Annotated in this window: 26 protein-coding genes and 1 pseudogene; 9 read left to right on the forward strand and 18 right to left on the reverse strand. The window is 72.9% G+C overall.

What is annotated here, in order from left to right:
* Positions 1-2 precede the first annotated feature (2 nt).
* Complete coding sequence (locus ACYVP9_RS15530) at positions 3-488, reverse strand: anthrone oxygenase family protein (protein ID WP_460605809.1); 486 nt, start codon at positions 486-488, stop codon at positions 3-5.
* Positions 489-570: 82 nt separating this feature from the next.
* Between ACYVP9_RS15530 and ACYVP9_RS15535 the strand changes: the two genes are divergently transcribed.
* Both ACYVP9_RS15535 and ACYVP9_RS15540 read left to right on the forward strand, forming a co-directional pair.
* Entirely contained in the window at positions 571-1,506 is a 936-nt protein-coding gene (locus ACYVP9_RS15535) for an AraC family transcriptional regulator (protein WP_460605810.1), read from the forward strand.
* Between the two features lie 138 nt (positions 1,507-1,644).
* Positions 1,645-2,178 (forward strand): hypothetical protein, encoded by a 534-nt coding sequence (locus ACYVP9_RS15540; RefSeq protein WP_460605811.1) that lies wholly within the window; start codon positions 1,645-1,647, stop codon positions 2,176-2,178.
* A 4-nt stretch (positions 2,179-2,182) separates the two neighbouring features.
* Here the strand turns inward: ACYVP9_RS15540 and ACYVP9_RS15545 are convergent, their stop codons facing one another.
* Both ACYVP9_RS15545 and ACYVP9_RS15550 read right to left on the reverse strand, forming a co-directional pair.
* A complete protein-coding gene (locus ACYVP9_RS15545) occupies positions 2,183-4,066 on the reverse strand; it encodes a penicillin-binding transpeptidase domain-containing protein (protein ID WP_460605812.1) in 1,884 nt (627 codons plus the stop codon).
* A gap of 25 nt (positions 4,067-4,091) precedes the next feature.
* On the reverse strand, positions 4,092-5,099 hold the full coding sequence (locus ACYVP9_RS15550; protein ID WP_460605813.1) for a LacI family DNA-binding transcriptional regulator: 1,008 nt from the start codon (positions 5,097-5,099) through the stop codon (positions 4,092-4,094).
* A gap of 103 nt (positions 5,100-5,202) precedes the next feature.
* Here ACYVP9_RS15550 and ACYVP9_RS15555 point away from each other — a divergent pair, with 103 nt between their 5' ends.
* The 3 genes from ACYVP9_RS15555 to ACYVP9_RS15565 are packed head-to-tail and all read left to right on the forward strand — an operon-like array spanning position 5,203 to position 8,050.
* On the forward strand, positions 5,203-5,829 hold the full coding sequence (locus ACYVP9_RS15555; protein WP_460605814.1) for a cysteine dioxygenase: 627 nt from the start codon (positions 5,203-5,205) through the stop codon (positions 5,827-5,829).
* Positions 5,826-6,983, forward strand: a complete 1,158-nt coding sequence (locus ACYVP9_RS15560) for an N-methyl-L-tryptophan oxidase family protein (protein ID WP_460605815.1) — start codon at positions 5,826-5,828, stop codon at positions 6,981-6,983. The genes ACYVP9_RS15555 and ACYVP9_RS15560 overlap by 4 nt, the downstream gene beginning before the upstream one ends.
* 2 nt (positions 6,984-6,985) lie before the next feature.
* Complete coding sequence (locus tag ACYVP9_RS15565; RefSeq protein WP_460605816.1) at positions 6,986-8,050, forward strand: homocysteine S-methyltransferase family protein; 1,065 nt, start codon at positions 6,986-6,988, stop codon at positions 8,048-8,050.
* Positions 8,051-8,272: 222 nt separating this feature from the next.
* Here the strand turns inward: ACYVP9_RS15565 and ACYVP9_RS15570 are convergent, their stop codons facing one another.
* Entirely contained in the window at positions 8,273-8,734 is a 462-nt protein-coding gene (locus ACYVP9_RS15570; RefSeq protein WP_460605817.1) for a nuclear transport factor 2 family protein, read from the reverse strand.
* Positions 8,735-8,820: 86 nt separating this feature from the next.
* On the opposite strand from ACYVP9_RS15570, the gene rpmG reads away from it, so the two are divergent.
* Positions 8,821-8,988: a 50S ribosomal protein L33 gene (gene rpmG / locus ACYVP9_RS15575; RefSeq protein WP_460605818.1), complete on the forward strand. Its 168-nt coding sequence runs from the start codon at positions 8,821-8,823 to the stop codon at positions 8,986-8,988.
* An 8-nt stretch (positions 8,989-8,996) separates the two neighbouring features.
* On the opposite strand, the gene ACYVP9_RS15580 is transcribed toward rpmG, so the two are convergent.
* From ACYVP9_RS15580 to ACYVP9_RS15595, 4 genes and pseudogenes are all read right to left on the reverse strand, one after another.
* Positions 8,997-9,950 (reverse strand): lipase family alpha/beta hydrolase, encoded by a 954-nt coding sequence (locus ACYVP9_RS15580; RefSeq protein WP_460605819.1) that lies wholly within the window; start codon positions 9,948-9,950, stop codon positions 8,997-8,999.
* Positions 9,951-9,999: 49 nt separating this feature from the next.
* A pseudogene (locus ACYVP9_RS15585) lies at positions 10,000-10,789 on the reverse strand (AIM24 family protein).
* A 49-nt stretch (positions 10,790-10,838) separates the two neighbouring features.
* The gene (locus tag ACYVP9_RS15590; protein WP_460605820.1) at positions 10,839-12,029 is read right to left on the reverse strand and encodes an alpha-amylase family protein; all 1,191 of its coding nucleotides are present in this window, start codon (positions 12,027-12,029) and stop codon (positions 10,839-10,841) included.
* 10 nt (positions 12,030-12,039) lie between these two features.
* A complete protein-coding gene (locus ACYVP9_RS15595) occupies positions 12,040-12,369 on the reverse strand; it encodes a hypothetical protein (protein ID WP_460605821.1) in 330 nt (109 codons plus the stop codon).
* A 127-nt stretch (positions 12,370-12,496) separates the two neighbouring features.
* On the opposite strand from ACYVP9_RS15595, the gene ACYVP9_RS15600 reads away from it, so the two are divergent.
* Positions 12,497-15,820, forward strand: a complete 3,324-nt coding sequence (locus tag ACYVP9_RS15600) for a BTAD domain-containing putative transcriptional regulator (protein WP_460605822.1) — start codon at positions 12,497-12,499, stop codon at positions 15,818-15,820.
* Position 15,821: 1 nt separating this feature from the next.
* Here ACYVP9_RS15600 and ACYVP9_RS15605 read toward each other — a convergent pair whose 3' ends face one another.
* The 8 genes from ACYVP9_RS15605 to ACYVP9_RS15640 all read right to left on the reverse strand — a co-directional run bounded on the left by ACYVP9_RS15605 (position 15,822) and on the right by ACYVP9_RS15640 (position 21,806).
* On the reverse strand, positions 15,822-16,517 hold the full coding sequence (locus ACYVP9_RS15605; protein ID WP_460605823.1) for a hemerythrin domain-containing protein: 696 nt from the start codon (positions 16,515-16,517) through the stop codon (positions 15,822-15,824).
* A 55-nt stretch (positions 16,518-16,572) separates the two neighbouring features.
* Positions 16,573-17,694 (reverse strand): winged helix DNA-binding domain-containing protein, encoded by a 1,122-nt coding sequence (locus ACYVP9_RS15610; RefSeq protein WP_460605824.1) that lies wholly within the window; start codon positions 17,692-17,694, stop codon positions 16,573-16,575.
* On the reverse strand, positions 17,691-18,593 hold the full coding sequence (locus tag ACYVP9_RS15615; protein ID WP_460605825.1) for a class I fructose-bisphosphate aldolase: 903 nt from the start codon (positions 18,591-18,593) through the stop codon (positions 17,691-17,693). Before ACYVP9_RS15615 ends, ACYVP9_RS15610 begins: the two co-directional genes overlap by 4 nt.
* A gap of 19 nt (positions 18,594-18,612) precedes the next feature.
* Positions 18,613-19,041 carry a PRC-barrel domain-containing protein gene (locus tag ACYVP9_RS15620; RefSeq protein ID WP_460605826.1) on the reverse strand — a complete coding sequence of 143 codons (429 nt, stop codon included), beginning with the start codon at positions 19,039-19,041 and terminating at the stop codon, positions 18,613-18,615.
* Entirely contained in the window at positions 19,041-19,646 is a 606-nt protein-coding gene (locus tag ACYVP9_RS15625; protein ID WP_460605827.1) for a PRC-barrel domain-containing protein, read from the reverse strand. Before ACYVP9_RS15625 ends, ACYVP9_RS15620 begins: the two co-directional genes overlap by 1 nt.
* A complete protein-coding gene (locus ACYVP9_RS15630) occupies positions 19,643-19,792 on the reverse strand; it encodes a hypothetical protein (protein WP_460605828.1) in 150 nt (49 codons plus the stop codon). Before ACYVP9_RS15630 ends, ACYVP9_RS15625 begins: the two co-directional genes overlap by 4 nt.
* Positions 19,793-19,864: 72 nt before the next feature.
* A complete protein-coding gene (locus ACYVP9_RS15635; protein WP_460605829.1) occupies positions 19,865-20,500 on the reverse strand; it encodes a TetR/AcrR family transcriptional regulator in 636 nt (211 codons plus the stop codon).
* 136 nt (positions 20,501-20,636) lie between these two features.
* Positions 20,637-21,806 carry a glycine-rich protein gene (locus tag ACYVP9_RS15640; protein WP_460605830.1) on the reverse strand — a complete coding sequence of 390 codons (1,170 nt, stop codon included), beginning with the start codon at positions 21,804-21,806 and terminating at the stop codon, positions 20,637-20,639.
* 425 nt (positions 21,807-22,231) lie between these two features.
* On the opposite strand from ACYVP9_RS15640, the gene ACYVP9_RS15645 reads away from it, so the two are divergent.
* Positions 22,232-23,911, forward strand: a complete 1,680-nt coding sequence (locus tag ACYVP9_RS15645) for a serine/threonine-protein kinase (RefSeq protein ID WP_460605831.1) — start codon at positions 22,232-22,234, stop codon at positions 23,909-23,911.
* On the opposite strand, the gene ACYVP9_RS15650 is transcribed toward ACYVP9_RS15645, so the two are convergent.
* Positions 23,908-24,633, reverse strand: a complete 726-nt coding sequence (locus tag ACYVP9_RS15650; protein ID WP_460605923.1) for a M15 family metallopeptidase — start codon at positions 24,631-24,633, stop codon at positions 23,908-23,910. The two genes, ACYVP9_RS15645 and ACYVP9_RS15650, sit on opposite strands and share 4 nt — an antisense overlap.
* 154 nt (positions 24,634-24,787) lie before the next feature.
* Here ACYVP9_RS15650 and ACYVP9_RS15655 point away from each other — a divergent pair, with 154 nt between their 5' ends.
* Positions 24,788-25,258: a hypothetical protein gene (locus ACYVP9_RS15655; RefSeq protein WP_460605832.1), complete on the forward strand. Its 471-nt coding sequence runs from the start codon at positions 24,788-24,790 to the stop codon at positions 25,256-25,258.
* A gap of 6 nt (positions 25,259-25,264) precedes the next feature.
* Here ACYVP9_RS15655 and ACYVP9_RS15660 read toward each other — a convergent pair whose 3' ends face one another.
* Positions 25,265-26,863: a long-chain-fatty-acid--CoA ligase gene (locus tag ACYVP9_RS15660; protein ID WP_460605833.1), complete on the reverse strand. Its 1,599-nt coding sequence runs from the start codon at positions 26,861-26,863 to the stop codon at positions 25,265-25,267.
* Between the last annotated feature and the right edge of the window lie 5 nt (positions 26,864-26,868).

Here is a 26,868-nt window from a genome sequence, read left to right on the forward strand (position 1 = left end):
GATCACGCGTCGGAGCTGCCGAGCGCCCCGGTCACGAACAGCGCGCACGCGGCGGCACAGCCGACCGTCCGCACGTGGTTCCACGCGGTCCAGCGGGAGAGGAACGTCTCCCACTGCGACCCGGCCGCCGCCGGGTCGAGCGCGGCGAGCCCGTCGTTGAGCGGCACGTTGGCGCCGATGGTCACCACGACACCGGCGGCGACGTAGGCGATCGCGGCGGCGAGCGTCCAGCGAGCCCACGACTCGTCGAGGTGGCGGGCGGCGCGCACGCCGGCGGCGACGCTCACCGCGGCCGTCCCGAACAGGGCGATCATGAGCGGCGGCTGCACCGCCGTCCGGTTGATCGACTGCATCGCGCGGACGCCGTCCGCCGAGGGCAGCCGGCGCAGGGCCGGCATCACGAAGCCGGAGAAGGCGAAGAACACGCCGCCGACGAGGCCGGCGCCGAGGGCGGCGGTGGTTCCGAGGGTCTGGGTCAGGTTCGGCATGCGTCCAGTGCACCGGCCCGCGTCGATACGGACCATCGCCGTGCAGCGCAGGAACATACGCGAGCGTCTAGATTGACGGCCCATGGACGCCGTCGCCGGTCTGCTCGACGGGCCGCGGGCCCGCGAGGCCTTCCTGCTGCGGGCGACGCTCGCGGCGCCGTGGTCGGTCGGCATCCGGGACGGGGCGCCGTTGACCGTGCTGGCGGTCGCCCGCGGTTCTGCGTGGCTGGTGGCCGAGGGCGTGCGCCGTCGGCTGGTGCCCGGCGACGTGGCGGTGGTGCAGGGACCGGCGCCCTATCTCGTGGCCGACGACCCGGACCGTCCGCCCGACGCGGTCATCCTGCCGGGCCAGGTCTGCGCCGCCCCGGACGGCGGCGAGCAGCACGTGATGGGCTGGGTGGCGCCGCGCACCTGGGGCAACGCCGCCGACGGCGGCACCGAACTGCTCGTCGGCACGTACACCGTGGCCCGCGAGGTGAGCCGCGCGCTGGTGGCTGCGCTGCCGCCGGCGCTCGTGCTCGGGGCGGACGAGTGGCACTGCCCGCTGCTGCCGCTGCTCGCCGACGAGGTGGGCAAGGACCTCCCCGGCCAGGACGCGGTGCTCGACCGGCTGCTCGACCTGGTGCTCGTCACGACGCTGCGGGCCTGGTTCGACCGGGCGCCGGCGCCCGCCTGGTACCGGGCGCACGACGATCCGGTGGCGGGCCCGGCGCTCGCGCTCATGCAGCACGAGCCGCACCGCCCCTGGACGCTCGCCGCCCTCGCCGACACCGCGGGTGTCTCGCGGGCGACGTTCGCGCGACGGTTCGCCGAGGCCGTCGGCGAACCCCCGATGGCCTTCCTGACGCGCTGGCGGCTCGACCTCGCCGCCGACCTGCTGCGCGAGTCGGACGACACCCTCGAGGCGGTGGCGCGCCGGGTCGGCTACGCGACGCCGTACGCGCTGAGCACGGCCTTCCGGCGGGCCCACGGCGTCAGCCCCCGGGACTACCGGCGGCGGGCATCTGACCCTGCGTGACCGGCCGTGCAGGCTGTGATCGTCAGCGAACGCGACATTCACGCAACCCCGCGCAGGTGCGGGACGCGGAGGGGCAGACGTGTGAGGATCGCGGCACAGCACCCTGCCAGGGAGCGAGCGCGGGAGGGAGGCACCCGGGTGTACCGCGTCCGCACCTGCCGCTGCACCTGCTGCGAGCTCGAGCTCGACATCGCGATCGACCCCGAACGCCCCTTCGCGGCGCCGGTCTGCGCCCGCTGCTGGTTGCACCAGGACGACGACCAGGTGCGAGCCGGCGACCACGTGGCGATGTACCGGCACGCCCTCGACGACGCCCGGGACGCGACCGAGCTGGCGCAGGGCGAGCGCGACTTCTACCGCGAGCGCGCCACCACCACCGCGCAGAGCGCGGAGAGCCTGGTGCGGGTGCTGGGCGAGATCGACCACCTGCACCACCTCGTCGGCACCCGGTGCTCGTGCGGCGCGTGGGACTGCCGCGTCATGGAGCTGCTCAGCGACCCCGCCGTCGGCCGGCTCATCGGCACGTACGACGAGCAGCGCCACACCCTGTTCGAGCTGCGCCGGGCCAACCCCGGCGCGTGGTCGGACGAGTGGGACGACATCGACGTGACACTCGTGTACCCGCCGGCGCCGCCGCGCAGCACCGGCGGACGTCACCGCGCCGTGGGCTGACCACCTACCCCAGTGCCGTGAGCAGGCGCCGGGCCACCGGAACGGCCTTCGTGCCCGCCGAGGCCCCGTCGTAGACGAACACCGCGAACGCCAGGCGGTTCGCGCCCGTGCCGCTGACCCCGGCGAACCAGGAGTGGCTGCGCGGCGGCTTCGCGTCGCCGTACTCGGCGGTGCCGGTCTTGCCGACCACGGTGATGCCCAGGCCGGCGAGATCGCGGGCGGTGCCGCCGGGCAGTGCGACCGTGGCGCGCAGCAACGGCGCCAGCTTCGTCACCAGGGCGAACGGGACGGTGCCGGTGCGCGTGGGCGCGCGCGTCTGCAGCAGCTGCGGGGCGTAGACGTCGCCGGTGGCGGCGCTGCCGGCCATGAGGGCCATGAGCAGCGGTGACACCAGCACGCGGCCCTGACCGATGCCGTCGGCGGCCCGCTCGGTCTCGGTGCGCGGGGTGGGTACCGACCCGGCGAAGGCCTCGACCGGGAGCGTCCAGGCGCCGCCGAGCCCGAGCTGCTTCGCCGCGGCGCCGAGCGCACCGTCGGGAAGGTCGAGCGCGGCCTTGATCGCCGAGGTGTTGCACGAGTACCCGAACGCCGAGCTGATCGGGATCGGCGGGTAGCCGAACCGGTCCTCGTTCTCGAAGCGGCGGCCGTCGACGGTGATCGTGCGCGGGCAGGCGACCTTCGTGGCCGGTGTGAGCGACGGGGTGTTCTCGAACGCCGCCGCCCATGTCGCGATCTTGAAGGTCGACCCCGGCGGCACGGCCGCGCTCAGGCCGAGGTCGTAGGTGGCCGCGGACGTGTTCGCGTCGGCCAGGATGCGGCCGGTGCCCGGCTGCACGACCACGATCGCCGCCTGCTGCCGGACGGATGCGAGCGCGGTCTCGGCCGCCGTCTGCACTCGCCGCTCGAGGGTGAGGCGGACGGGGTCGCCGGGCTTCGGCGCGCTGACCGTCGCCAGGCGCGTGCTCTGCCCGCTGCCGGACGTGGCGTCGACGGCGAGGCCCGGCGTGCCGGACAGCTGCGTGTCGAGAGCCTGCTGCAGGCCGCCGAGCCCGGTCTGCCGCCCGGCCGTCAGCCGTCCCTTCGACTTCTCGATCATCTCGGCGGTGGGCTCGCCGACGCTGCCCAGCAGCTGGCGGCCGAAGCCGGCGGTCGGGGCGAGCACGCGGGTGTCCGACCGGAACACGGTGCCGGGCAGGTCGTAGATGCGGCTGCGGATGCGCTCGTAGACGTTCTTGCGCAGCGTGATCAGTTCGACGAACTCGGTCGGACGGGCCGCACGCACCGCCTTCAGGATGTCGGCGCGGGTCGACTGCAGCTCGGGCACGGCGGCGAGCGTCGTCGCGAGCCGGCCGAGGTTCGTGACGCGGCGTGGCTCGATGCCGACGGTGACCACCGGCGTGGCCGTGAAGAGGGCCCCGCCGGCCGAGTCCTGCAGGGCGGCACGCGGCGGCTGCACCCGCACGGCCTGCAGGTGCTCGCCGTCGCGCAGCTTCGGGTGCAGGGTGTTGGCCTGCCACGCCACCCGCCAGCCGTCGCGGGTGTCGTCGAGCGGCACCAGCCCTCGGTAGCGCCAGGTGGCGTTGCCGGCGAGCGTCCACTCGGCGGTGAACCGGGCGCTGGTGATGCCGCCCTTCGTGCTCGTCGTGACGTCGGTGAACCTGACCTGGCCGCCCAGGCCCTTCAGGGTGGCGGCGACGAGGGGGCGGGCGGCGGCGGGATCGGTGGTCACGGCGGCGGCGGCCACGGCGTCGCGCTGGGCGACCGCGTCGAGGAAGGTCTGCACAGCTTGCTGCTCGGGCGGCGGACCGTCGTCGCCGGTGCACCCGGCGAGCACGCCGAGTGCGAGCAGCGCCGCGGCCACCGTCCGTCCGGTTCGTCCGAAGATCACGCCGACAGTCAACCGGAAGGGTCCGTCAATTCCGTGCGGGACCCACGGAACCGCGCGGTTGCGCGACCGGGGTCAGCAACTTGCGCCGTGACCTCTTGTCGTCGTCGATCGCCCGGACGGTGCGCTCGACGGCGTGCGCCACGAGGGTGTCGACCGGCCAGCGGAAGTTCGACAGGGGAGGGGTGAGCAGCCGCGACACCGGGTCGTCGTCGTAACCGAGCACCGAGATGTCGTCGGGGATGCGCAGCCCGAGCCGGCCGGCGGCTGCGTACACGCCGTAGGCCATCGCGTCGGCGAGGCAGAACAACGCGGTCGGCGGCTCGTCGGCGGTGAGCACCTGCTCGGCGACCGCGGCGGCGCCGTCGAGGTCGTAGGGAGTCATGTGCAGCTCGGCGCTGATGCCGAGCTCGTCGGCGACCCGGGCGATCGCGACCTCGGCGGGGGTGTCCGGGGTGTTGCGGTCGGACGGGGTGAGCACGGCGACGCGCTTGTGGCCGCGGTCGGCCAGCTGGGCGAAGGCCGTCCCGACGCCGACGTCGTTGTCGAACACGACCTCGACGTACGTCGCGGCGCCGGGCAGGCCGTCGCCGATCGAGACCAGGATGGTGCGCTCGGCGACGTCCGCCCAGTGCGGCGCGCGCGGGTTGGCCCAGAGCGTGATGAGCGCGTCGACCCGCTGGTCGACGAGCTGGTTGGCGAGTTCCTTCTCCAGCTCGGGGGAGTTGGACGCGTCGACGATCAGGGCGTGTCGGTCGTTGTCGAGCAGGCCCCGGCCGAGGGCGGCGGCGACGTTCTGCTGCCAGATGTCCGACAGCGAGCCGCAGAGCACGCCGACGTACCCGGTGCGTCCGGACGCGAGGGCGCGGGCGATGGGGTCGACCTGGTAGCCGAGGCGGTCGGCCACCTCGCGGACCCGCGCCTGCGTCTCGGGCGGCACCTGCAGCCCGCGCAGGGCGTAGGAGACGGCGGCGGTCGAGAGGCCGGTCTCCCTCGCGACGTCTCGCAGCGTCACGCGCTTCGGACGTTCGCGCATCGCACGATCGTAACGAGGTGGTGACACGGGGGTAGTGGAGTACGGCTAGCTTAAACGCTACAGTGAAACGGTTCACCAGATCGGTTCGAGGAGGTCCCACCGCATGACCACGCCCACCACGTACACGCGACTCGACAGCGGTGGCGGCGTTCCCGCCCACGCTGCCCGGGCCATCGCCGAGGTCGCGTCCGGTGCCGTGGCGGGTGCGGTGGACATCGGCGGGGAGCGTTACCTCAGCCGGCGGCAGCTGCTCGACCTGGCCGCTTCGATCGCGTCCCGGCCGCACGACTGGGAGAGCGAGGTGCGCTTCGAGGGTGGCAACGCCGAGGACCTCCCCGGCGGCGAGCGCCACTACGTGTGCCTCCACCGCGACGAGGTCGTCGACGTCTGGCTGCTGTGCTGGACCACCGACGGCGACACCGGCTGGCACGACCACGACGTCTCCTCCGGTGCGGTGGCCGTCGCGCGCGGCCGCATCGTGGAGCACAACCTGGCCGTGGGCCGGCCCGAGATCCGCACCGACGTGACGGCTGGCCAGGCCTTCTCGTTCGGGCCCGACCACATCCACCGGCTCACCGGCGCCGACCCGGCGGGCAGCGTCAGCATCCACGCGTACTCGCCACCGCTGCAGACGCTCGGGCAGTACGTCGTCGACGACAACGGCATGCTGCACCGCACCTCCGTCACCTACGCGGACGAGCTGCGCGTGCTCGACGGGGTTCCGGCATGAGCGGGCGCTACGACCTCGTGGTCGTCGGCGGTGGCGTGATGGGGCTGTTCACGGCCTATCACGCGTCCGCGGACGGACGCCGGGTCGCCGTGCTCGAACGGGGCACGATCGGCGACCCGATGACGGCCTCGTTCGGACGCACGCGCTCGTACCGGGTCGACTACCTCGACCCGCTGTACGTGCGGCTGGCCGGCGAGGCCGTCACGCTCTGGGACGCGTTCGAGCGCGAGACCGCCACGCGGGCGCTCGTCCGCTGCGGGTGCATGAACATCGCGTCGTCGAGCGTCACGCCCGACCTCGCCGACACCTACGCGCAGCGCAGCACCGAGGTGATGGTCGAGCTGGGCGTCGGGCCCGAGGTCCTGACGCCGTCCGAGATCGGCGAGCGCTTCCCGTACCTGCGTGCCGACCTCGCGCATCTCGACCCGTCCGGGGGACTGGTCGATCTGCGCACCGTGGCCGCGACGCTGCTCGCGGCCCTCGAGGCGCGGGGCGTCGACGTGCACGAGCACGTCGACGTCACCGCGATCGCGACGGACGGGGACGGCGTGCGGCTGACCACCTCGGCGGGTGAGTTCGCCGCGGGCTCGCTCGTCGTCACGGCGGGGCACGGCACCAACGACGTGCTCGCCCTCATCGAGGGGGTCGAATTGCAGGTGCCGATCACCAAGGACCGTCCGAGCGAGGCGAAGTACTTCACGCCACCGGCGGACGTCCGCGAGCGATTCACGTCCGAGCACATGCCGGTCATCGCCTACCTCGACACCGGCGTCTACGTGCACCCGATCGTCGACGGCGTGATCGACAAGGTGAAGGTTGGCTATTACAACCCACCGGACATCCCGCGTGACCGCACCGGCGTGCAGGACATCGCCGACTTCGTCGCACAGGTCATGCCGGGTCTCGCCGACGCGACGTTCGAGGACGTCGTCGACACCGACGGCTGCGACTACGACCTCGTCGCCGACGACCACTTCGTGCTCGGCGCCGTGCCCGGAGCCGCGAACGTGTTCGTCGGCGTCGGCTGGCGCGGCACCGGCTACAAGTTCGCCCCCTGGGTCGGCCGCTCGCTGGCCGACCTCGTGGGTGGTGCAGCGGCGCGCCATCCCGAGTTCGATCCCGCCCGCTTCGTCACCGCGTCCGTCGGAGGTTAGCCATGCCGTCCGCTCCGCCCCGCCCGTCCGCCCGCAGTTTCACCGAGCGTCTCGCCGACGGCCCTATGGTCGGCGCCGAGGGGTACGTCTTCGAACTCGAACGGCGCGGCTACGTCAAGGCCGGTCCGTACGTGCCCGAGGTCATCCTCGACGCGCCGGACGCGTTGCGGCAGCTGCACCGTGAGTTCCTGCGGGCGGGTGCGGACGTCATGGTCGCGCTCACCTACTACGCGCACCGCGAGAAGCTGCGCGACGTCGGCCGCGACGGCGAGCTCGAGACGATGAACCGGCAGGCCGTCCGCATCGCCAACGAGATCGCGGCCGAGGGCGGCGCGCTCGTCGCCGGCAACATCTGCAACACCTGGTGCTACGACCCCGCCAACCCGGCCGAGTCGGGCGCGGTCGTGCGCGAGCAGTACCGCGAGCAGCTGGGCTGGGCGCTCGACGAGGGCGTCGACTTCGTCATCAGCGAGACCAACGACTTCCTCGGCGAGGCGCTCATCGGGCTCGAGGTCTGCCAGGAACTGGGGCTGCCCGCGATGGTGACGCTCGCCAGCGTGCGTCCGGACACGACGTTCGACGGGGTCGACTACGTCGAGGCGTGCCGGCGCCTCGCCGACGCCGGGGCCGCCGCGGTGGGCCTGAACTGCTCGCGCGGGCCGGCCACCATGCTGCCGTTGCTCGAGAAGGTGCGCGCCGCCGTCGACGTGCCCGTCGCCGTGCAGCCGGTGCCCTACCGCACCGACGCCACGACCCCCGCCTTCGAGTCGTTGGAGGGGGCGGACGGGCAGCGGCTGTTCCCGATCCAGCTCGAGGCCAGCGGGCACACCCGTTTCGAGATGGCCGACTTCGCGCGCCGTGCCCGCGAGATCGGCGCCGACTACATCGGCATCTGCTGCGGCGGCTCGCCGCACCACGTGCGGGCCATGGCCGAGGCGCTCGGCCGCGAGACCCCGGCGAGCCGCTACTCGCCGGCCCTCGACCTGCACCCGGTGCTCGGTGTGGGCGAGACCGACACCTCCGGTCCCGCGGCCGAGGTCATGCGCGGCTGGTCCGCCGCGTCGTGACCGGTACCGCCTCCTGAGACCCGCCGGGCGTCGTGCTGCCTGCGCCGCGACGCCCGGCGACCTCGGGTCCCCGCTGGTGTGGATCTTCAGGCGGTTACGGGGTCCGGGCGCAGCCACGGTCTGAAGGTCGCGCGCTGGTGTGGATCTTCAGGCGGTTGCGGGGTCCGGGCGCAGCCACGGTCTGAAGGTCGCGCGCTGGTGTGGATCTTCGGGCGGTTCGCGTCAGCGCAGCGGGAACTCGATCCCGCGATCCTCGTCCGGGCGCGGGCCGAAGATGCGACGCTCCGACTCGTCGATGCGCAGGTCGTTGATAGACGCCTCGCGCCGGGCCATGAGGCCGGACTCGGCGAACTCCCAGAGCTCGTTGCCGTAGCTACGCCACCACTGTCCGGACGCGTCGCGGCACTCGTACTGGAAGCGGACGCCGATGCGGTTGCCCTCGAACGCCCAGAGGTTCTTGCGCAGCGCATAGTCGAGCTCGCGCTCCCACTTCGCGGTCAGGAAGGCGACGATCTCGTCCCGCCCGGTGACGAACGTGTCGCGGTTCCGCCACACCGAGTCGGGCGTGTACGCGGCGGCGACCTTCACCGCGTCGCGGGTGTTCCAGGCGTCCTCGGCCGCCTGCACCTTCTGCGCGGCGGTCTCGGCGTCGAAGGGCGGGAACGGCGGGCGGGTCTCGGTCATGTCCTCATCCTGTCGTGCCGGACGGCCGCGCGCTGTCGGGAATCATTGTCATCTCCGCGCGGTTGTCGAGCGCAGGAGGTGCGGAGATGGCACGAGCAATGGATGTCCGTCCGATCGTCACGCTGCGCAGCACGGCAGGGACCGGCTACACGTACGTCACGAGGAAGAACCGCCGCAACGATCCCGACCGGCTGCGGCTGACGAAGTACGACCCGCGGGCGGGTCGGCACGTCGAGTTCCGCGAGGCCCGCTGACCCCCGGTTCAGCCGGGCGTGCCGACCAGCGCGACGGCGGGCTTGCACTGCGGACGGAAGTTCGGGTCGTCCTTGCCGAGCGCGTTGAGCACGTACTGGATCGCGTTGTCGTCGAACGGGATGCCGAGATGATCGGTGGCGTCGAGCGGGCAGGCGCGCTGCAGCACGATGTTGCGCGCGCCCTCGCCGCGCAGGAAAGCCCCCGTGTACGGGGTGACGACGTCGTCGTACCGGGTCTGGATGACGGTGTACTTCACCCCGGCGCGGGTGTCGCCGTTGCGGTTGAGCGCGGAGATGAACGGACCACCCGCGAGTTGCTGCTCGAACGCGGGAGCGCCGACGTAGTCGAGGAAGGGCACGTTGCCCAGCCGCTCGAGCGTGGTCGCGAGCGTGAGCACGCCGAAGAACGAGGTGCCGTAGTTCGACGGTGACAGGCCGACGAGGTGGTTCACCTTCGCGGCGCCGCCGAGGTTCTGGATGTAGTAGCGCGGCATCGGTCCACCGCCCTGCGACCAGCCGACGATGTCGACCTTGCTCGAGCCGGTGCGGGCGAGTACGTCGTTCACGAAGGTGCGCAGCTGCCCCGCGGAGCGGGCGATGTCGCCCATGGCGCCGACCACGCCGTTGGTCGCGGTCGTCAGCTGCGTCTCGCCGTAGTTCAGGCCGTAGACGCAGTAGCCGGCGTTCGCGAGCGTGGGCCCGAGCCGGTAGAACGAGTGCACCGTGCGCGAGGTCGTTCCCTCGAGCACCACGACCGGCCGCGGATGTGCCGGGCTCGGCGTGCAGCCGGTGTTCACGCCCGGCGGGTTCGCATCGGGGTTCGCGAACCATGCGCCGTAGGCCTCTGCCCCGGTGCCGACCCGGTAGGCGGGCGCCGCAGACGCGGACGTCGCGGGCAGCAGCAGTGCGGTCGTGAGCAGGGCCGTCGCGGCCACGGCCGCCCGGCGCAACGGTGAACGCATGGACCGGACTATGCCCGGTTTCGGACGGTTTCGCTCGGTGGAGCGCGAGTCAGTCGCGGCTGCCGGAGAAGATGCCGCCCAGGCCGCCGGCGCCGGTGTCGTCCGCCTTCTTGGAGTTCTTCTCCAGCGCGGCGGCGAGCGCGTTGATGGTCATCGACTGCAGGATGACGCGGCCGTTGCCGCTGAGGGTGGCGAGCGAGAAGCCCTCGCCGCCGAACATCGCGTTCATGATGCCCTGCTTGTTCAGCGCCCCGACCCGCTCGATGCCGTACTGGATGTTGCCGTCCCACGCGACGACGCAGCCGGTGTCGACCTTGATCCTGCCGCCGTAGTCGGCGGGGTTGATGTCGATGAAGTTTGCCGGCACCGCCGATGATCAGGCTGCCGCGACCGGTGAACTTCTCGAGCACGAACCCCTCGCCGCCGCTGAAGCCCTGCCGCAGGCCGCTGAAGGCGATGTCGAAGTTGACGCCGGCCTCGGCGGCGACGAAGGCGTCCTTCTCGGCGAACCAGGTGGTGGAGCCATCGAGCTCGAGCACCTGCATCTCGCCGGGCAGCACGCCCGCGAAGGCCAGCAGCCCGTCGCCGCCGGTGGTGTGGAAGTGGCAGAAGGCGAACGACTCGCCGGCCATCATCCGCTTGCCCGCGTCCATCGCGCCGCGCAGCAGACCGCCGAAACCGCCGCCACCTCCGCCGCCCGGGGGCTGGCCGCCCGGCTGTCCCGAACTCGGCTGGCTGAGCTTCGTCTCCATCTGCACGTCGGCCGAGCTGAACAGGAACTTGCCGGCCTCGCTGTAGACGACCTGATTCGGCGCCAGGTTCACGATGGCCATCTGCATCGCGTTGCCGCTGATGGTGATGTCGAGCATGGGCCGAGGTTAGTGCCGCTCAGGTGAAGAGTGCCCAGTCGTGCGCGGGAACCGTCCGGCCGTCCGCCTCGTACTCCTCGTCGCCGAGGTTGAGCGCGAGGACCACCGCCTCGTCCGGACCCGACAGACGCAACGTGAGCGTCTCGTTGGTGAGCTCGACGGTCTCGCTGCGGGCGGTGTGCAGCCACGGGTGCCGACGGCGCAGGCCCACGAGCTCCTGGTGCAGCCGCAGCACCTCCGGGTCGCCCACCGTGTCGGACGGTGCCCCCAGCGCCGGACGGATCGCGTCGTCACCGCCGGCCCGCTCCTCCTTCACCGCCTCGAAGCCGTACTCGTCGCCGTAGTAGACCGCCGGCGTGCCGCCGAGCGTCATGAGCAGGGCCAGGGCGTGCGGACGGTGCCGTGGGTCGGCCACCTGCGAAGCGATGCGGGTGACGTCGTGGTTGCCGACGAACGTCCAGGGCACGAAGGTGTCGAGCATGCCGTTGTGCCGGCCGAGGGCGTGGTCGAGTTCGAACAGGTTGCGTTCGCGCAGCGAGCTCCAGATCGCCTTCCACAACTCGTACTGCGTGACGCTGTCGATCCCGGAGGCCCGGACGTACTCGGCGTAGTCGCCGTGCAGCATCTCGCCGACGACGTAGACGTCGGGATGGCGCTCGCGCACGCGGGGCAGCACGTCCGCCCAGAACTCCGCCGGAACGGCGTACGCAGCATCGAGCCGCCAGCCGTCCGCACCGCGGTCGCACCAGTAATTCATGACGTCGGCGACGTGGTCGGCGACCGCGGGGTTGCGGTGGTCGAGCGCGAGCAGGCCGTCGTGGCCCTCGAACGTCCGCGGTGAGCCGTCCCGCCCGCGCCGCAGCCAGTCGTCGTGGCCGAAGCCGGGCGCGACGTGGTTGAAGACGCCGTCGAGCACGACCCGGATGCCCCGGTCGTGCGCGGCGGCGACGAAGCGGTCGAAGGCGGCGCCGTCGCCGAGGCGGGGGTCGATCGCGTAGTGGTCGAGGGTGTCGTAGCCGTGCGTCGCCGAGTCGAACACCGGACCGAGCGCGACGCCGTTCAGCCCCAGCTCGACGACGTGGTCGAGCCAGGACGTCAGGAGGTCGAGCCCGTTGCCGGGGGAGCGGTCGCCACCGGTGGTGTCGGCGCCCGCCACGCCCAGCGGGTAGACGTGCCACCAGATCGAATGCGCCACCCAGTCAGCAGTCATGCACCGAACCCTAGGGACGGCCGGTGAGCAGCCTGACGACGGCGTCCTTGGCGATGACGGTGCCCATCATTCCGCTGAACACGAGTGCGTTGGGATTCCGGACCATCGCCCGCCACGAGAACGGCTGCGGCTGCGGGACGGCGACGGGTGCACGGCGCACCGGGATCGGTCGTGCCCACGCGGCCGGGTCGGCCAGGGCCACGGACGACGAGGCGCACAGGCGGGTGGCGTCGAGACGGTCGAGGACGGACATGGCGGTTCCTGACGGGCGGGCGGACGGGTCGTCCGCGTCTGCATCGATCGTGTCGCCGGTGATCACGTCGCACACGAGGGTTGCCACCGAGACCGAGGGGGGTGGTGGTACGCCCTGTGCCGCGGGTGAACCCCGACGGTCCCGATCGTGGGCGCTCTCCCGGCGCGGGGCCATGGGGACGGGTAGCGCTCCCCGCATGCCCTAGGTTCAGCGGGTGGCCGGGTTGCTGTTGCGGGTGCTCGGACCCGTCGAGGCCGAGCGCGACGGCGAGCCGGTCGATCTCGGGGGCGCGCGGCAGCGCTCGGTCGTGGCCCGGTTGCTCGTGGCGGGTGGTCAGATCGTCCCGGCCGAGGTGCTGGTGGGCCAGCTGTGGCGCTCCGACCTCCAGCCCCGCGCGCTGGCGTCACTGCAGGCGCACGTCTCGCACCTGCGGCGCGCACTCGAACCCGACCGGCCGCCCCGGGCTCCGGCGACCGTGCTCGTGAGCTCGCCGCCGGGGTACGCGCTGCGCGCGCACACCGACGCGGCCGAGTTCGCGCGTCTCGTCGCGGCAGGGGACGCCGAAGGTGACCCGGCCGTCGCGGCAGCCCACTTCGCGGAGGCGCTGCGGCAGTGGCGGGGTCCCGCCTACGCCGAGTTCGCCGACGCGGCGTGGGCGGAACCGGAGGTCGCGCGGCTGACCGAGCTGCGGTCGGCGACCGTCGAGCGCGAGGCGGCCGCGCGCATGGACGCCGGGGACACGGACGCCGCCGTCGCCTCGTTGCAGGCGCACCTGAGCGGCCTGCCGCTGCGCGAGGAGGCGTGGCGGCTGCTCGCGCTCGCCCTCTACCGGGCCGGCCGGCAGGCGGACGCCCTCGCGGCGCTGCGCGACGCGCGGCGGCGGCTGGCCGACGAGCTCGGCGTCGATCCCGGACCGGCGCTGCGGACCCTCGAGTCGGACGTGCTCGCGCACGCCCCGCACCTGATGCCGTCCGCCCGCACGCCGGCCGCGCCGCCCGCCGCGGCCGTCCGCCCGGCGTCGCCCGTCCGCCACCGGCTCGTCGGACGGGACGACGAGCGGGAGCTCGTCGCGACCGCTGCCGCCCGGGCGCGGGCGGCCGGGCGGCGACAGATCGCGCTCGTCGCCGGGGACGCCGGTGAGGGCAAGACCGCGCTGCTCGACACGGTGACGTCCGAGCTCGCCGACGACGGCTGGACCGTGGTCGGCGTTCGCTGCCCCGAGACGGACGGCGCTCCCAGCGGGTGGCCGTGGGTCGCTGCGCTGCGCGCGCTGGCCGATCGGATCGGACCGTCCGACGACGCGCTGCTCGCGGGTTGGCTGACGGACAGCGCGTCGGTCGACGCCGGTGACATGGCGTCGGCCCGGTTCCGGGTGCACGGGGCAGCCGTCCGCTGGTTGTCGGACGTGGCGGCGCGGACACCGTTGCTCGTCGCGGTGGACGACCTGCACCGCGCGGACGGCGAGACGGCGTCGCTGCTGCTCGACCTCGTCGAGGGACTGGCCGGATCGCCGGTGCTCGTCGTGCTCGGGCACCGGCGCGAGAGCTCCGCGGAGCTGACCAGGGTGCTCGGCGCGCTGGCGCGGCACGAACCCGTCCGCGTCGAGTTGGGTGGACTGAGCCCTGCCGCGGTCGCGCAGCTCGTCGCCGAGGTCGCGAACACGGACGTCGCCCCGGCGGAGGCCGCCGTGGTCGCCGAACGCTCGGGTGGCAACCCGTTCTTCGTCCGCGAGCTGACCCGGCTGCTGGACGCGGGGGCGGAGGCCACGGCGGTGCCCGACGGCGTGCGTGACGTCGTGCGGCACCGCCTGGCGCTGCTGCCGGCTCGGGTCGACACGGTGCTGCACGCCGCTGCGGCCGCGGGCCGGGAGGTCGACCTCGACGTGCTGCTCGCGACGGTCGGCGGTGACGGCGACGCCGACGACCTGCTCGACGCGGTCGAGGCCGCCGTGGTGAGCGGCCTGCTCGTCGAGCGCGGTCCGGATCGCGTGGCGTTCACCCACGCGCTCGTGCGCGACACGTTGTACGACGATCTCTCGGCGATGCGCGCCGCGCGGTGGCACGGCCGCCTCGCCGCGGCGCTCGAACGCCTGCGGCCGGACGCGGTCACCGCGCTGGCGCACCACCACGGGCTGGCCGGGTCCGCGCACGCGGCGGCGGCCTCCCGGTACGCGGTGCGCGCGGCCGAGCTCGCCACGAGCCGGTTCGCCCACACCGAGGCCGCGCAGTGGTGGCAGCGCGCCGTCGCCGCCCACGGAATCGCAGCTCCCGACGCGATCGACGAGCGCGTCCGGCTGCACGTCGGCTGGATCGCGGCGGTGCAGCGGATGGGTGACGTGCCGCGGGCGCGGACCATGCGCGCGGACGTGCTGCCGACCGCCGCCGGGCTAGGGGACCCCGAGCTGGTGGCCGACGTGGTCCTCGCGTGCGAGGCCCCGTCCGGATGGTCGGCACGCGATCAGGAGACCCCGGACGAGGAGTTCGTCGCGGTCGTGGCCGCCACTGCGGACGCATTGTCCGGGCGGCCGGAACGCCGCGCCCGGTTGCTCGCCGTGCTCGCCCAGGAACTCGAGGCGAGCGCCGACCGGCGCGGTTACGAGGCGAGCCGCGAGGCGCTCGCCCTGGCGCGCGACACCGGCGAGCCGGGAGCGACGGCGCACGCCCTCAACGCCCGCTACCTGCACACCTACCGCGACGGCGCCGAGGGTCTGGCAGAACGCGAGGCGATCGGCCGCGAGCTGCTCGAGCTCGCGGTCGCCCACGGGTACGGCCACTACGAAGCGGCGGCGCACTTCGTACTGCTGCAGGTGGCCTGCGCCGCGCCGGACCTCGACGAGGCCGACCGGCACGCGGCGGCGCTGGTGAGCGCGGCCGATCGGTTCGACGCGCCGCTGCTCGGCAGCATCGCCGCGTTCTACGACGCCGTCCGCCTGGTGATCGTCGGCGACGACACCGCCGCCGAGGCCGCGTACGACGAGGCTGCCGGACGGGTGGGCGCGACCGGCTGGTGGACCGAACTGGCGCAGGCGTTGCGATGGCTCGGCGTGACCGGCATGAAGCTGGCGTCCGGTACCGCGACCGACCTGTCCGGCCCGACCGGGGCGCTGTTCGGGATGCTGCCGCCCGCGGCCCGCGCGATGACCGCCGAGATGTACGCGTGCACTCTGCTGGCCGACGATCGCGGCGACGAGGCACGGCGCGTGCTCGACGACCTCGACGCCGCGCACGGCGGCCCGTTGCCGGTGCGCCCCAACTACCTGGCGCCGCTCATCTACGGCCTGCGTGCCGAGGCCGGGCTCGGGTTGGGCGACCGCGCGCGGATCGACGACGCGTACGAGCACCTGCTGCCGTTCTCGGGCACCGTCTGCGGTGCCTGGACGGCATCGGTCTGCCTCGGCCCCACCGACACGCTGCTCGCCCGCCTCGCCGACGCGCGCGGCGACTCCGCGGCGGCGGCGGTGCACGCCGCGCGCGCCGTCGAGGTCGCCCGCCGGGTCGGCAACGTCCGTTGGGCGGAACTGGCCCAGCGGTTGCGGTGAGTCAGCCGCGGACGATCGAGCGGCGCTCGTGCCATGAGCGCTCGGACGCGCGCAACAGCAGGCGCAGCGGCAACGGGGCGTCGGCGAGCAGCGCGTCGCGTTCGGCGTCGGAGCACTGGTCCATCAGCCACGGCAGCATGAAGCGCAGGTGCTTGAACGACGAGCCCTTGCGGAACATGCGCTCGCACCGCGCGAAGTCCTCCTTCGACACGTAACGGTGCATCACGGGGAACACCGCGTCCTCCTCGTCCGCGATGTGCGCGTCCAGACCGGCGGACAGTTCCGTGAACGTCGGCGCGAGCACGGCGACCGCGGCGCGCCAGTCGGTGTCCAGGCCGCGGACCGCGGACGTCGCGGTGTCGATGAGCTGCTGCAGCTCGGTGTGGTCGTCGGTCAGCGGCTCGAGGTCGATGTGCGGTCCGGCGCACGCGGCGATCACCGGCCACAGCACCTCGTCCTCCTTGACGTGGTGGCCGTGCAGCTCGTGCAGCACATGGCCGGCGAAGCGCTTGATCTCGCGTCGGCGGGTCGGGTCCAGCGAGGCGGCCGGGTGGTCGAGGTGCGTGAAGACGTCCGCCAGCAGGGCGGCACCCGACCGCAGAGCGCGGTGCACCAGCGCGAAGCCGGTCAGGTCGGGCTGCGGGTCGCCCTCGGTGCGGGGCGTGACAGGGAACGGGAGCGTGGTGGCTGCGGTCATGGCGTCACCCTGACCGCAGCCACTTGCGGTGCGCTTGCAGCCGACTAGTGGGCGGTCAGCCGGGCAGCCTGCGTACCTCGTCGACGGGGAGGTCCGACCACCAGAAGTCGTAGCGGCCGTAGGCCCGCGCGTCTCGGGCGCGCAGCAGCGCGAGCAGCCCGTCCGCCTCGGTGGCGAGGGCGGCCCAGGTGTCGTCCGGCAGTTCGTGGAACGCGGTGGCCTCGACGGCGTCGTCGACGACGCGCCAGACGCCGGCGGCCTGTCCGTCGACGAGAAGGGTCGGCAGGCAGTCGCCGTTCTGCCTGATCACGTACCGGCGGTACGGCTCGGGGATGGTGCGGGTGCGGTCGGCGTAGGCGAAGTAGATGCTGTCCCACATCGCCATGAGCCGCGGTGGGGCAACGGTGCCGGCAACCGGCACGGTCGCGCCGGCGACGTCCCAGACCGGCCCCGACGGCCCCTCGTGCGCCTCGACGGCGTCGCCGAGCTCGTCGAGCGCACGCCGCAGCGGCGTGACCGTCAGCCGTGAGAACTGCTGCGCGTCGGCGACGGACGCCGGACCGAACGCCTGCAGGTACCGCAGCAGGTAGTGACGGACACCCTCGTCGCCGGGTGCTGTCGGCACGTGGGTGTGGCGGTAGGACGGCCGCTGGCCGAACGACCACGGACCGCCGGTGGGGGCGTGGTGCACCGGCGCGTACGCGCGCAGTGCCCACCACGCTCCCAGCTCGCCGGTGTCGCCGGTGAGCGAGCGCAGGTGCCGGTCGATGTCGGCGTTGGTGCGCGCGTCGGCCGTGAACTCGGCCAACGGCTCGAGCAGGGCATCGACGTCGTCGATCGTCAGGCCGGTCCCGGCGAAGCGCTTGTCGAACACCCGCTGCCGTAGCCGCGCCGCCATCGCCCCCTGCAGTCCGGGCCAGTCGTCGCTGTGCACGGCGTGCAGCGTCATACGCATGAGCGTCGACTTGACGACGTCGCGGGCGGCGAAGGCGGCGTCGAGCTGTGCGGGGTCGAACCCCGCGACCCGGTTCCACAGCGCGACGTAGGGGGAGGCGGGTGCCTGCGCCTGGATGGCGAGGATGCGGGCGACGGCGTCGGCGACGGACATCCGCCGGCGCTTCAGCAGCAACTGCCGATCGAGGGTGGCGCGGTTGAGCTGCCGCGCGGAGTACCTCACCCCTGCTTGTCGACCGAGGCCTTGTAGATCTCGGCGATGGAGTGCGCGAGGGTGGCGTCGAACTCGTCGTCGCTCTGCCCGTCCGACAGGCCTTCGAGCAGCGCACGGGAGAAGCTCGCGATCATCGCGGGTTCCTTCGCCAGCCGGGCGCACGCCTCGTCGCGGCTGTAACCGCCGGACAAGGCGACGACCTGCAGCACGCGATCGTCGGCGAGCAGGTCGGCGTAGCGGCCGGGCTCGTCGGGGATGGTGAGCTTGAGCATCAGCGGCACGTCACCCTCCCAGCCGGCCAGCCGTGCCTGGATGCCGTCGTGCAGCATCGCCTCGGCGGCGGCCTTGTCGGGTGCGTCGATGCTGACCTCGGGCTCGAGGATCGGCACCAGTCCTGCGGCCGCGATGCGGGCACCGACCTCGAACTGCTGCGCGACGATGTCGCCGATGCCCTTCTCGTTCGCGCTCTTGATCACCGAGCGCATCTTGGTGCCGAACACGCCGTTGTCCTTCGCCCGCGACAGCAGGTCGTCGAGGGTGTCGATCGGCTTCATGAGCTGCACGTGGTCCGACTCGTCCGCCAGGCCCTTGTCGACCTTGAGGATGGGCACGACCTGCTTGTCCTCCCAAAGGTAGGACGCGGTCGGCTTGCCGTGCATCTCGCGGTCCATCGTCTGCTCGAACAGGATCGCCGCGATGACCCGTGAACCGTCGAACGCCGGGCTGGACACGACGCGGGTGCGCATCCGGTGCACGAGGTCGAACATCTCGTCCTCGGTCGACCAGCGGTCGTCCTCGATGCCGTACTGCCGCAGGGCCTTCGGAGTGCTGCCGCCGCTCTGGTCGAGGGCGGCGAAGAAGCCCTGCCCGTTGCGGATGCGGTCGGCCTGCGAAGCGTCGATGGTCATGCCGGACATCCTGCCCGGATCAGGCGCGCACCACCACGGCGTAGGACCCGATGCCGACCAGGGCGTCGCCCGGGACGTCCCGGTCACCCACGCGCAGCGCGGTGATGGTGCCGCCGGCGGGGTCGAAGTCGACGTCCGCGAGCTTGCCGATCTCGTCGCCCGCAGTGGTGAGCACACGCTTGCCGAGGGCGCGACGGTCCTTATGCGCCAGCTCGGCCGTCCACTGGTCGGCCTCGGTGATGAGCGACGCCTCGGCGACCGTGATCGCGTCGCCGCCGACCGCGGTGATGTTCTGCCAGGTCAGGGTGTCGCCGGAGTCGGTCTTCTTCAGCCGCAGGGCGACGACCTTGCGGGTGGACGGGTCGACCACGAACTCGTCGACCTTGCCGACGGTCTCGGCGCTGCTGGTGCTGACGACCTTGCGGCCGTCGACCTCGGTGAACAGCATCAGACACTTCCCTTGCTGAGCTGGGAGCGGAAGTCGTCGACGGCGGCACCGAAACCGGCGAGATCGTCGCGGACGAACTCGGTCGCGCTGGCAGGGACCATGAGGTGCTCCCCGGACGCCGCGATCGTGTCGGGCAGCGGGATGAGCAGCTTCGACCCCTTGGCGTTGCCGGGAGCAAGGGTCTCGCTGGCGGCGATCTCGTAGCCGACGACATCGCACTGCTCACGGCCACCGGCACCGACCTCGATGATCACGTCGACGACCTCGCCGAGGTCGGTGCCCTGGTCGGTGAGCACGCGCGACTTGAGCACGTTGCCGCCGGACCCGCCCGTGGCCGCGGAGTGGTCGAGCACGGCGTCGGGCTCGGACAGCGCGTCCTCGTGCTCGATCATCACCGCGTCGGCGCCGAGGGCGAGCACGTTCGTCCACAGCAGCGACTGCTTGAGCGGGCCGGCGAGCAGTCCCCGTCCGGCGAGCGTGAAACCACCCACCTCGCCTCCGCCCGCGGCGAAGACGATGTCCTTCAGCTGCGCGACGTCCTCACCCGCGAGCGTCACGACCGGCAGCTTTGCGATCTCGGACGTGCGCATCAAGCGGCCGCTCATACGCCACCACCCCGTCCGGTGCGGCGCGACTTGGTCGGGTCGACGATCACGCCGCCCCTGCGGCGACGTGCCTGAAGGGCGATGAAAGCGCCGACGAGCAGCGCGATCACCACCACGATGACGATGAGCCAGACCAACCAATCCATGTTTACGGTGTACCCAACCGGGTCGTCCCCGAGACTGTGAGGCGGGCGATCGTGCTCCCGGGAGTACGGGGGTCAGGCGCCGATGACGCCGGTGACGATGCGGTCGACGACGACCTCGGCGAGGGCGTCGGTGACGGAGCGGGGCTCGTCGCGCAGCGGACCTCGCGTGGCGAGGTCGGCGAGGCCGTGCACCGCCGACCAGCAGGGCCACTCGGCGTGCTCGCGGCGGGACGCGTCGAGCACGCCCGCCTCGACCAGGCCGTCCAGCGCGCCGACGAGGAGGCGGAACGGTGGCGGGTCGTCGGAGTCGGGGTCGCGGACGAACAACTCGTGCGAGCGGAACGCGACCTGGAACCAACCTGGTTCGGAGACGGCGAAGTCGACGTACGCCAGGCCGACGGCCCGCAGCGTCGCGACCGCCTTCGCGCGCGGGTCGCGCAGTCCGGCGACCGTCGCGATGCGGGCGGACATCGCCTCGGCGACGCGCTCCTGCGCCTGCGTCGCGACCGCGAGAACGAGAGCCGACCGGTCGGCGAAGTGCCGGTACGCCGCGTTCGGCGTCACCCCGACCGCGCGGGTGACCTCGCGCAGGCCGAGGGCGTCGGGACCGCCCTCTCGGGTCAGCTCGAGCCCGGCAGCGACGAGGGCCGACTTGAGATCGCCGTGGTGGTAGCCCTTCTTCGCCGTCGGTCGTGCCTTCGCGGGCATCTCTCGGTCCTCCCGGCGGCGGTCGACCACGGTGCGTACCGCGTCGATGTGGACGCTGTAGACACTACGCGCGCCGGCCGTCCCGGCACGACGACGGCCCGGAACGGCAAACCGTCCCGGGCCGTGGGGGGTCGGGTTACTTGGTCACGAGGCGGACGGTCTTCGTCTTCCTGGTGACGTTTCCGGCCTTGTCGGTCGCGGTGGCGGTCCAGGTCACGTGACGCACCTTCGGCTTCTTCGTGGCTGTGACCTTGCGGGTCAGGGAGCAGCTCGCGAGCCCGCTGTACCTGCCGCTGTAGTTCTCGAAGGTCACGCAGTGCACGCTCGGGATCTTGGTGAACGTCGCGCCGGCCCGGGCGCCCTTGATCCACACGCGGGGTGCGCCGCGGTCGATCTTCACCGTCACCGAGACGGTGGCCGTGCCGCCGTCCTCCGCCGTCACGCTGCGCTTGACGGTGCGAGCGCCGCTGACCTTCAGCACGACCGGCTTAGGGCACGAGACCACCGGCGCACTCGTCGCGGTGCAGGAGAAGCGGACGGTCACGGCGCTGCGGTACCAGCCGTACGTCGACTTCGGGGTGGGGCTGGCCACGCTCGTGGTGATGCGGGGGGCGGTGACGACCGCCTTGGCCTTCGTCCAGGTCAAGGTCACCAGGCCGTCGCCGGTGTGCGTGGCGGTCGAGGTGCTTGAGACGAGTCCGGGCGCAGAGTAACCCGATCCGCCGCCGGCACCCTGGTAGTGCCCGCCGGCGCCGCCGCCGTAGCCGCCACCGCCACCGCCGCCGCCGCCGTACTCCTCACCCACGGAGTTGCCGCCGCGGCCCCCGCGACCCGGGCCGTCGGTGTCGGCCGGGCCGGTCCCGGCCGTTCCCGCGCTGCCGTAGACCGATCCGAAGAGGAAGAACTGGCCGCCGGTCCCGCCGGCCGTCGAGGTGCCGCCGGTCGCACCGGTATAGGCGTAGATCGAGTCGGGGTAGCCGACGCCGTCCCCGCCCGAGGCGCCGCCGCCGGCGCCACCCCTGCCCGCCGGCAAGCCTGCGTACCCGCCGCCGCCGCCGGCCGCGACGACGAGGTGCTGGTCCTCGCCGAAGATGAACGATCCGCCGCCGCCGGACGTGCCGTGGGAGCCGGCGCGAACTGGTCCGCCGCCACCGTAGGTGCCGACCGTGTCGCCGACGGAACCCTGCTCGCCGACCGCAAGTGTGAGTATGTCCCCGGCTTGGACCGGGAACCGAAGCCGACTGACACCACCGCGACCGGCGCTGGCGTCCTCGCCGCCCGACGCGCCCTGGACGACCGCGGTCACGTTCGAGACGCGTGCCGGGACGGTGAAGGTCTGCGGTCCCCCGGCGTAGCCGAAGGTGATCGTGCAGGTGGTCGCGGCGCTGCAGTCCGGGTCGGGGTCATCGGAACGGCCTGGGCCGCGGGGGCGAACGCGACGAGGGCGAGGCCGGAGGCCGCGGTGGCCAGTGCGCCGCCGAGGGCGGCCGCGCGGCGGGGGATGCGAGGGGGCACGAGGGTCCGATCGGTAGACGGAGGGTCGCCCGCGCCATCGGCCGTCGTCCGCCCGGCCTGAGGGTTTTGGGTTGCGGAACCGAAGACCGGGACCTTGGACCCGTTCGAACCGGTCACAGTGCGCTGTGACGGACGGTCCCGGATGTCCCGTCCTGGGTAGGGTCTTCAGGTTCGGCGGGCAGCCGGACGTCCGCACTCAGCAAGGGGGAATCCGTCGTGGGGGACGCCGATGCCGTCCGCATCGGTGGCCGCTACCGCCTCGAGCGTCAGCTCGCGGCCGGTGGCATGGGCACGGTGTGGCTCGCGTGGGACGAATCGCTGCGCCGCCAGGTGGCGGTCAAGCGGCTGCACCTGCGGCCCGGGCTGAGCGCGTCCGAACGGGACGACGCCGTCGAGCGGGCCATGCGCGAGGGGCGCATCACCGCCCGCCTGCAGCACCCGCACGCGGTGCCGGTCTACGACGTCGTCGACGACGACCACGGACCCTGCCTGGTCATGCAGTACGTGCCGTCGCGCAGCCTCGCGGCCGTCGTCACCGAGGACGGGCCGCTGCCGCCGCACGAGGTGGCCCGCATCGGCACCCAGATCGCGGCCGCGCTCGCGGCGGCGCACCGGGTCGGCATCGTCCACCGCGACGTGAAGCCCGCCAACATCCTCATCGCCGACGACGGCACCGCGAAGATCACCGACTTCGGCGTCTCGCACGCCCTGGACGACTCGTCCATCACCTCGACCGGCATGGTCACCGGCACGCCGGGCTTCCTCGCCCCCGAGGTCGCGCGAGGCGAGGCGTCGAACCCGGCCAGCGACGTGTTCTCGCTCGGTTCCACGCTCTACCTCGCCGTCGAGGGCGTGACCCCCTTCGGCACCGACCAGAACGCGATGGCGGTGCTGCACCGCGTCGCGTCCGGACGGCCGCGCCCGCCGGAGCGTGCGGGGGCGCTGCGCCCGATGCTCGAGCGGCTCATGGCCCCCGCTCCGGCCGACCGGCCCGACATGGTGGCCGTCGCGACGCAGCTTCCCGACCTGCACCCGCTGACGTCCGACGGCCAGGCTCCCGACGAAGCGGTCACGCAGGCGTTGCGCGCCATTCCCACCGTGCCCAGCACCGCGCCGTCCCCGGTGGCCGACTCGGCCGACACCCAGGTCTTCACGCGCCGGCCCGACGCGAACCGCACCGCGGCGATCCCGGCCGCGGCGCCGCCGGTGCTGCGGCCCCGGACGCCGCCGCCCTCGCCCGCGCCGATGCCGGCCGGTGCGCCCGTCGCGCAGCCGTCGCGGCGGGGTGACTCGCACCGCACGGTCTACGCGCTCGTCGCCGCCGTCGTCGTCGTCCTGCTGGGCGCCGGAGTGCTGGTCGTGCTGCTGTCGAACTCCGGCAACGGTGACGACAACGTGGCCGACCCCGCCGCGTCGACGAGTGCGCCGGCCGCGCCGTCGTCGCAGGCGCCCACATCCCCGTCGTCGACGCCCTCGTCGACGCCCTCGTCGACGCCCTCGTCCACGCCCTCGTCGACGCCCTCGTCGATGCCCTCGTCGACGCCGAAGTCCACCTCGTCGTCGACGCGCCCGAACCGTGCCGCGCAGCGGGTGACGAACGCCGATCTCGCGTCGGCGGTGACGAGCTACTTCCAGCTCATCCCCGGCGACCTGGACGCGGCGTGGGACCGCTTGACGCCCGGGTTCCAGCAGGGCCGGGCGGGCGGACGGGGCACCTTCGACTCGTACTGGAACTCGGTGCGCCGTGTCGACGTGCGCAACCCGGTCGGCAACGCGCCGGGCCAGGCGTCCGCGCAGCTCGTCTACTACTACCGCGACGGACGCGTCGTCACCCAGCAGACGACGTTCCGGTTCGTGCGGCAGGACGGGCAGCTGAAGATCGACGCCCAGTACTAGTAGACGGGGGCGCGCAGGAACGGCCGGCCCACGCCCGAGCCGGATCCGTCGAAGTGCCACCACTCACCGCGGTAGACGACGAGCCCGCCCGAGCCCATGACGCGCCGCAGCTTGGCGCGGTGGGCCCGCGCGATCGTCGACACGCCGGAGGTGGCGTAGGCGTACGCGCGCGGGGTGAAGGCGTCGAACGCGGTGCCCATGGTCAGCAGGCAGTGTCCGCGGACGCGGACGCGGCTCGGGCACGCGCCCGACGTGCGGCGCAGCGCCAAGGTGACGTCGACCGACCGTCCGGCCTCGTGGCTGCGGGCGGACGAGCCCGGCTTCGCGACCCACGCCGGGTTCGGCACGACCCGGTACATGCGCTCCTGCACGTAGTGCGGGCGGTAGCAGTCCCAGAACACGATGCTCAGCCCGGCGGCGCGCGCCCGGTCGCCGGCCCGCCTCAGCCCCGGCGCCATGGACGAGTGGATCAGGCACCGTGCCCTGGTCGGATACAGCCGCACCCGCGTGAAGTTGTCGGGCGTCGCGTACCGCAGGTCGACGACCGCGTCGGGCACGACCGTGCGGACGTCGCGCAGGCCGGCCCGCCGGGCGGCGGCGGACACCGGCGGGATCGCCGCTGCGCGGCGCGGTGCGGACGACGGTGCTGCGGACGGGACTGCGGACGACGGTGCGGACGACGGTGCGGACGGCGCTGCCGTTGACGGTGCCGACGTGGTCACGCCCGCGCTCGTCGGCGTGCGGTCCGGCGCGAACGTATCGCTGCACGCCGACACGCTTCCGGACACCACGAGCAGCGCCGCGGTCACGGCCAGGGCGGATCGACGGGCGCTCACCGCGGCCGATCGTGTCACACCCGTGCCGCAGACTGGTGCCGTGCCGAGCCGCTATCCGACCTGGCCGGCCGCGGCGCGCGCGCTCGCGGACCCGGTCGACGACGCCGTCCGCGCGGCCGGTGTCCACGACGCGGACGGTTTCGCCGATGCGCTCGCCCGGTTGCGCCGCGCCGACCCCGACGTGCTGGCAACGCTGCTCGGCACGATGACGCAACAGTTGATCGAGCGTCGCTTCCCCGACGGTCTCGACTCCGACGACGCGCAGCAACTGCTCGACGCAGCGGCTGCGCCGTGGTTCGGACGGTTCGACTCCGACCATCTGGCCATCGCGCTCATCGGTGCGCTGGGCATGCACGACCCCGCCGAGACGCCCCGCGCCGAGCCGTCGCTCGTCACCGCGCACGGTCTGCTGCTGATCGCCGAGCTGCTGCCGTCCGAGAAGGGGCTGGTCGCCCTCGTCACGGACGCGCTCGGCGAGATCCACCGAGCGCAGACGGTCGAGATGCCCTGAGCCGCCTCACACCGTGCGGCCGTCGCGCTCCGTCCAGTACGGCGCCCGCAGGTCGCGCTTGAGGATCTTGCCGGTGGGGTTGCGCGGCAGCGTGTCGACGAAGTCGACCGACGACGGGCACTTGAACTTCGCAAGATTCGCGCGGCAATGCGCAATGAGTTCCTGCTCGGTGAGCGAGGCCCCCGGCTGCCGTGACACGACCGCCTTCACGACCTCGCCCCACTTCTCGTCGGGCACGCCGATCACCGCGACCTCCATGACGGCGGGGTGCTCGGCGATGACCCGTTCGACCTCGGGCGAGTAGATGTTCTCCCCGCCCGAGATGATCATGTCCTTCAGCCGGTCCTCGACGTAGACGTAGCCGTCCGCGTCGACCTTGCCCATGTCGCCGGTGCGGAACCAGCCACCGTCGACGACCACCTCGGCGGTCGCGTCCGGACGTCCGCGGTAGCCCTTCATCAGCTGGTCCGTGCGCAACCAGAGCTCGCCGTGCTCGCCGACCGGCAGGTCCTCGAGCGTCACCGGGTCGACGATGCGCAGCTCGACGCCGGGCAGCGGCTGTCCGGCCGAGACCAGTCGCTCGGGGTGGGTCGGGTCGCGATGCTCCGGCGGCATGAGGTGCGTGACCACGCCGCACACCTCGGTGAGGCCGTACACCTGGATGAAGTCGGTGTCCGGCCAGACCTCGATCGCCTTGCGCAGCAGCGGAAGCGGCATCGGCGCCGCCCCGTACGTGTACGTCTTGAGCCTGCCGAACACCGCGATCGCCTGCTCGCCCGACTGCAGCACCTGCGCGAGGACGGCGGGCACGAGGAAGATCCGGTTGGCGCCGGCCATGATCGCTCCGGCGAGCGACGGTCCGTCCGGGTCGCGGGTCATGATGCTGGGCACGCCGTCGTGCAGGCCGAACATGATGTAGCTCGACCCACCCACGTGGAACAGCGGCATCGCGACCAGGTTCTTGTCGCCCGGCTCGAAGCCCCAGCCGTCGTGCGCCGCGATCGTGTGCGCGCACATCGAGCGGTGGGTCAGCTCGACGCCCTTGGGGTAGCCGGTGGTGCCGGAGGAGTACATGACGAGCGCGACGTCGTCGGGCGTCACGTCCTCGGCGCGACCGCGCGGGGTGGCGCCGGCCAGCAGCTGCTCGTACGGGTCGGCTCTGCCGTCCTCGCCGCCGTCGGGCGTCACCTCGACCACGTGCTCGACCCCCGGGATGCGCTCGCGGATCGACTTCACCAGCGGCAGCAGGTCGGTGCCGACGACGAGCACCGTCGCGCCCGAGTCGTTGATCGCGTAGTCGACCTCGGCGCCGGCGAGCCTGAAGTTGAGGATCGCGTTCGCCGCCCCGAGCGACGACGCCGCGAGCGACAACTCCACGCACGCGGGATGGTTCTTGTCGAGGAACGCCACCGTGCCGCCCCGTCCGACGCCCCACGCGTGCAGCGCACCGGCCAGCCGCCGGATTCGCTCGTCCCACTGGGCCCACGTCCAGGTACGGCCGAGATACGTGATGGCCTCGGCGTCCGGGGTCGTCGCCGCCCAGTGAGCGACACGGTCGTCGAGGAACACCATCGGCGGCGCTGTGGCGGCGGTCACGATCGTCATGGGAC

This window comes from Jatrophihabitans fulvus, assembly GCF_054781375.1.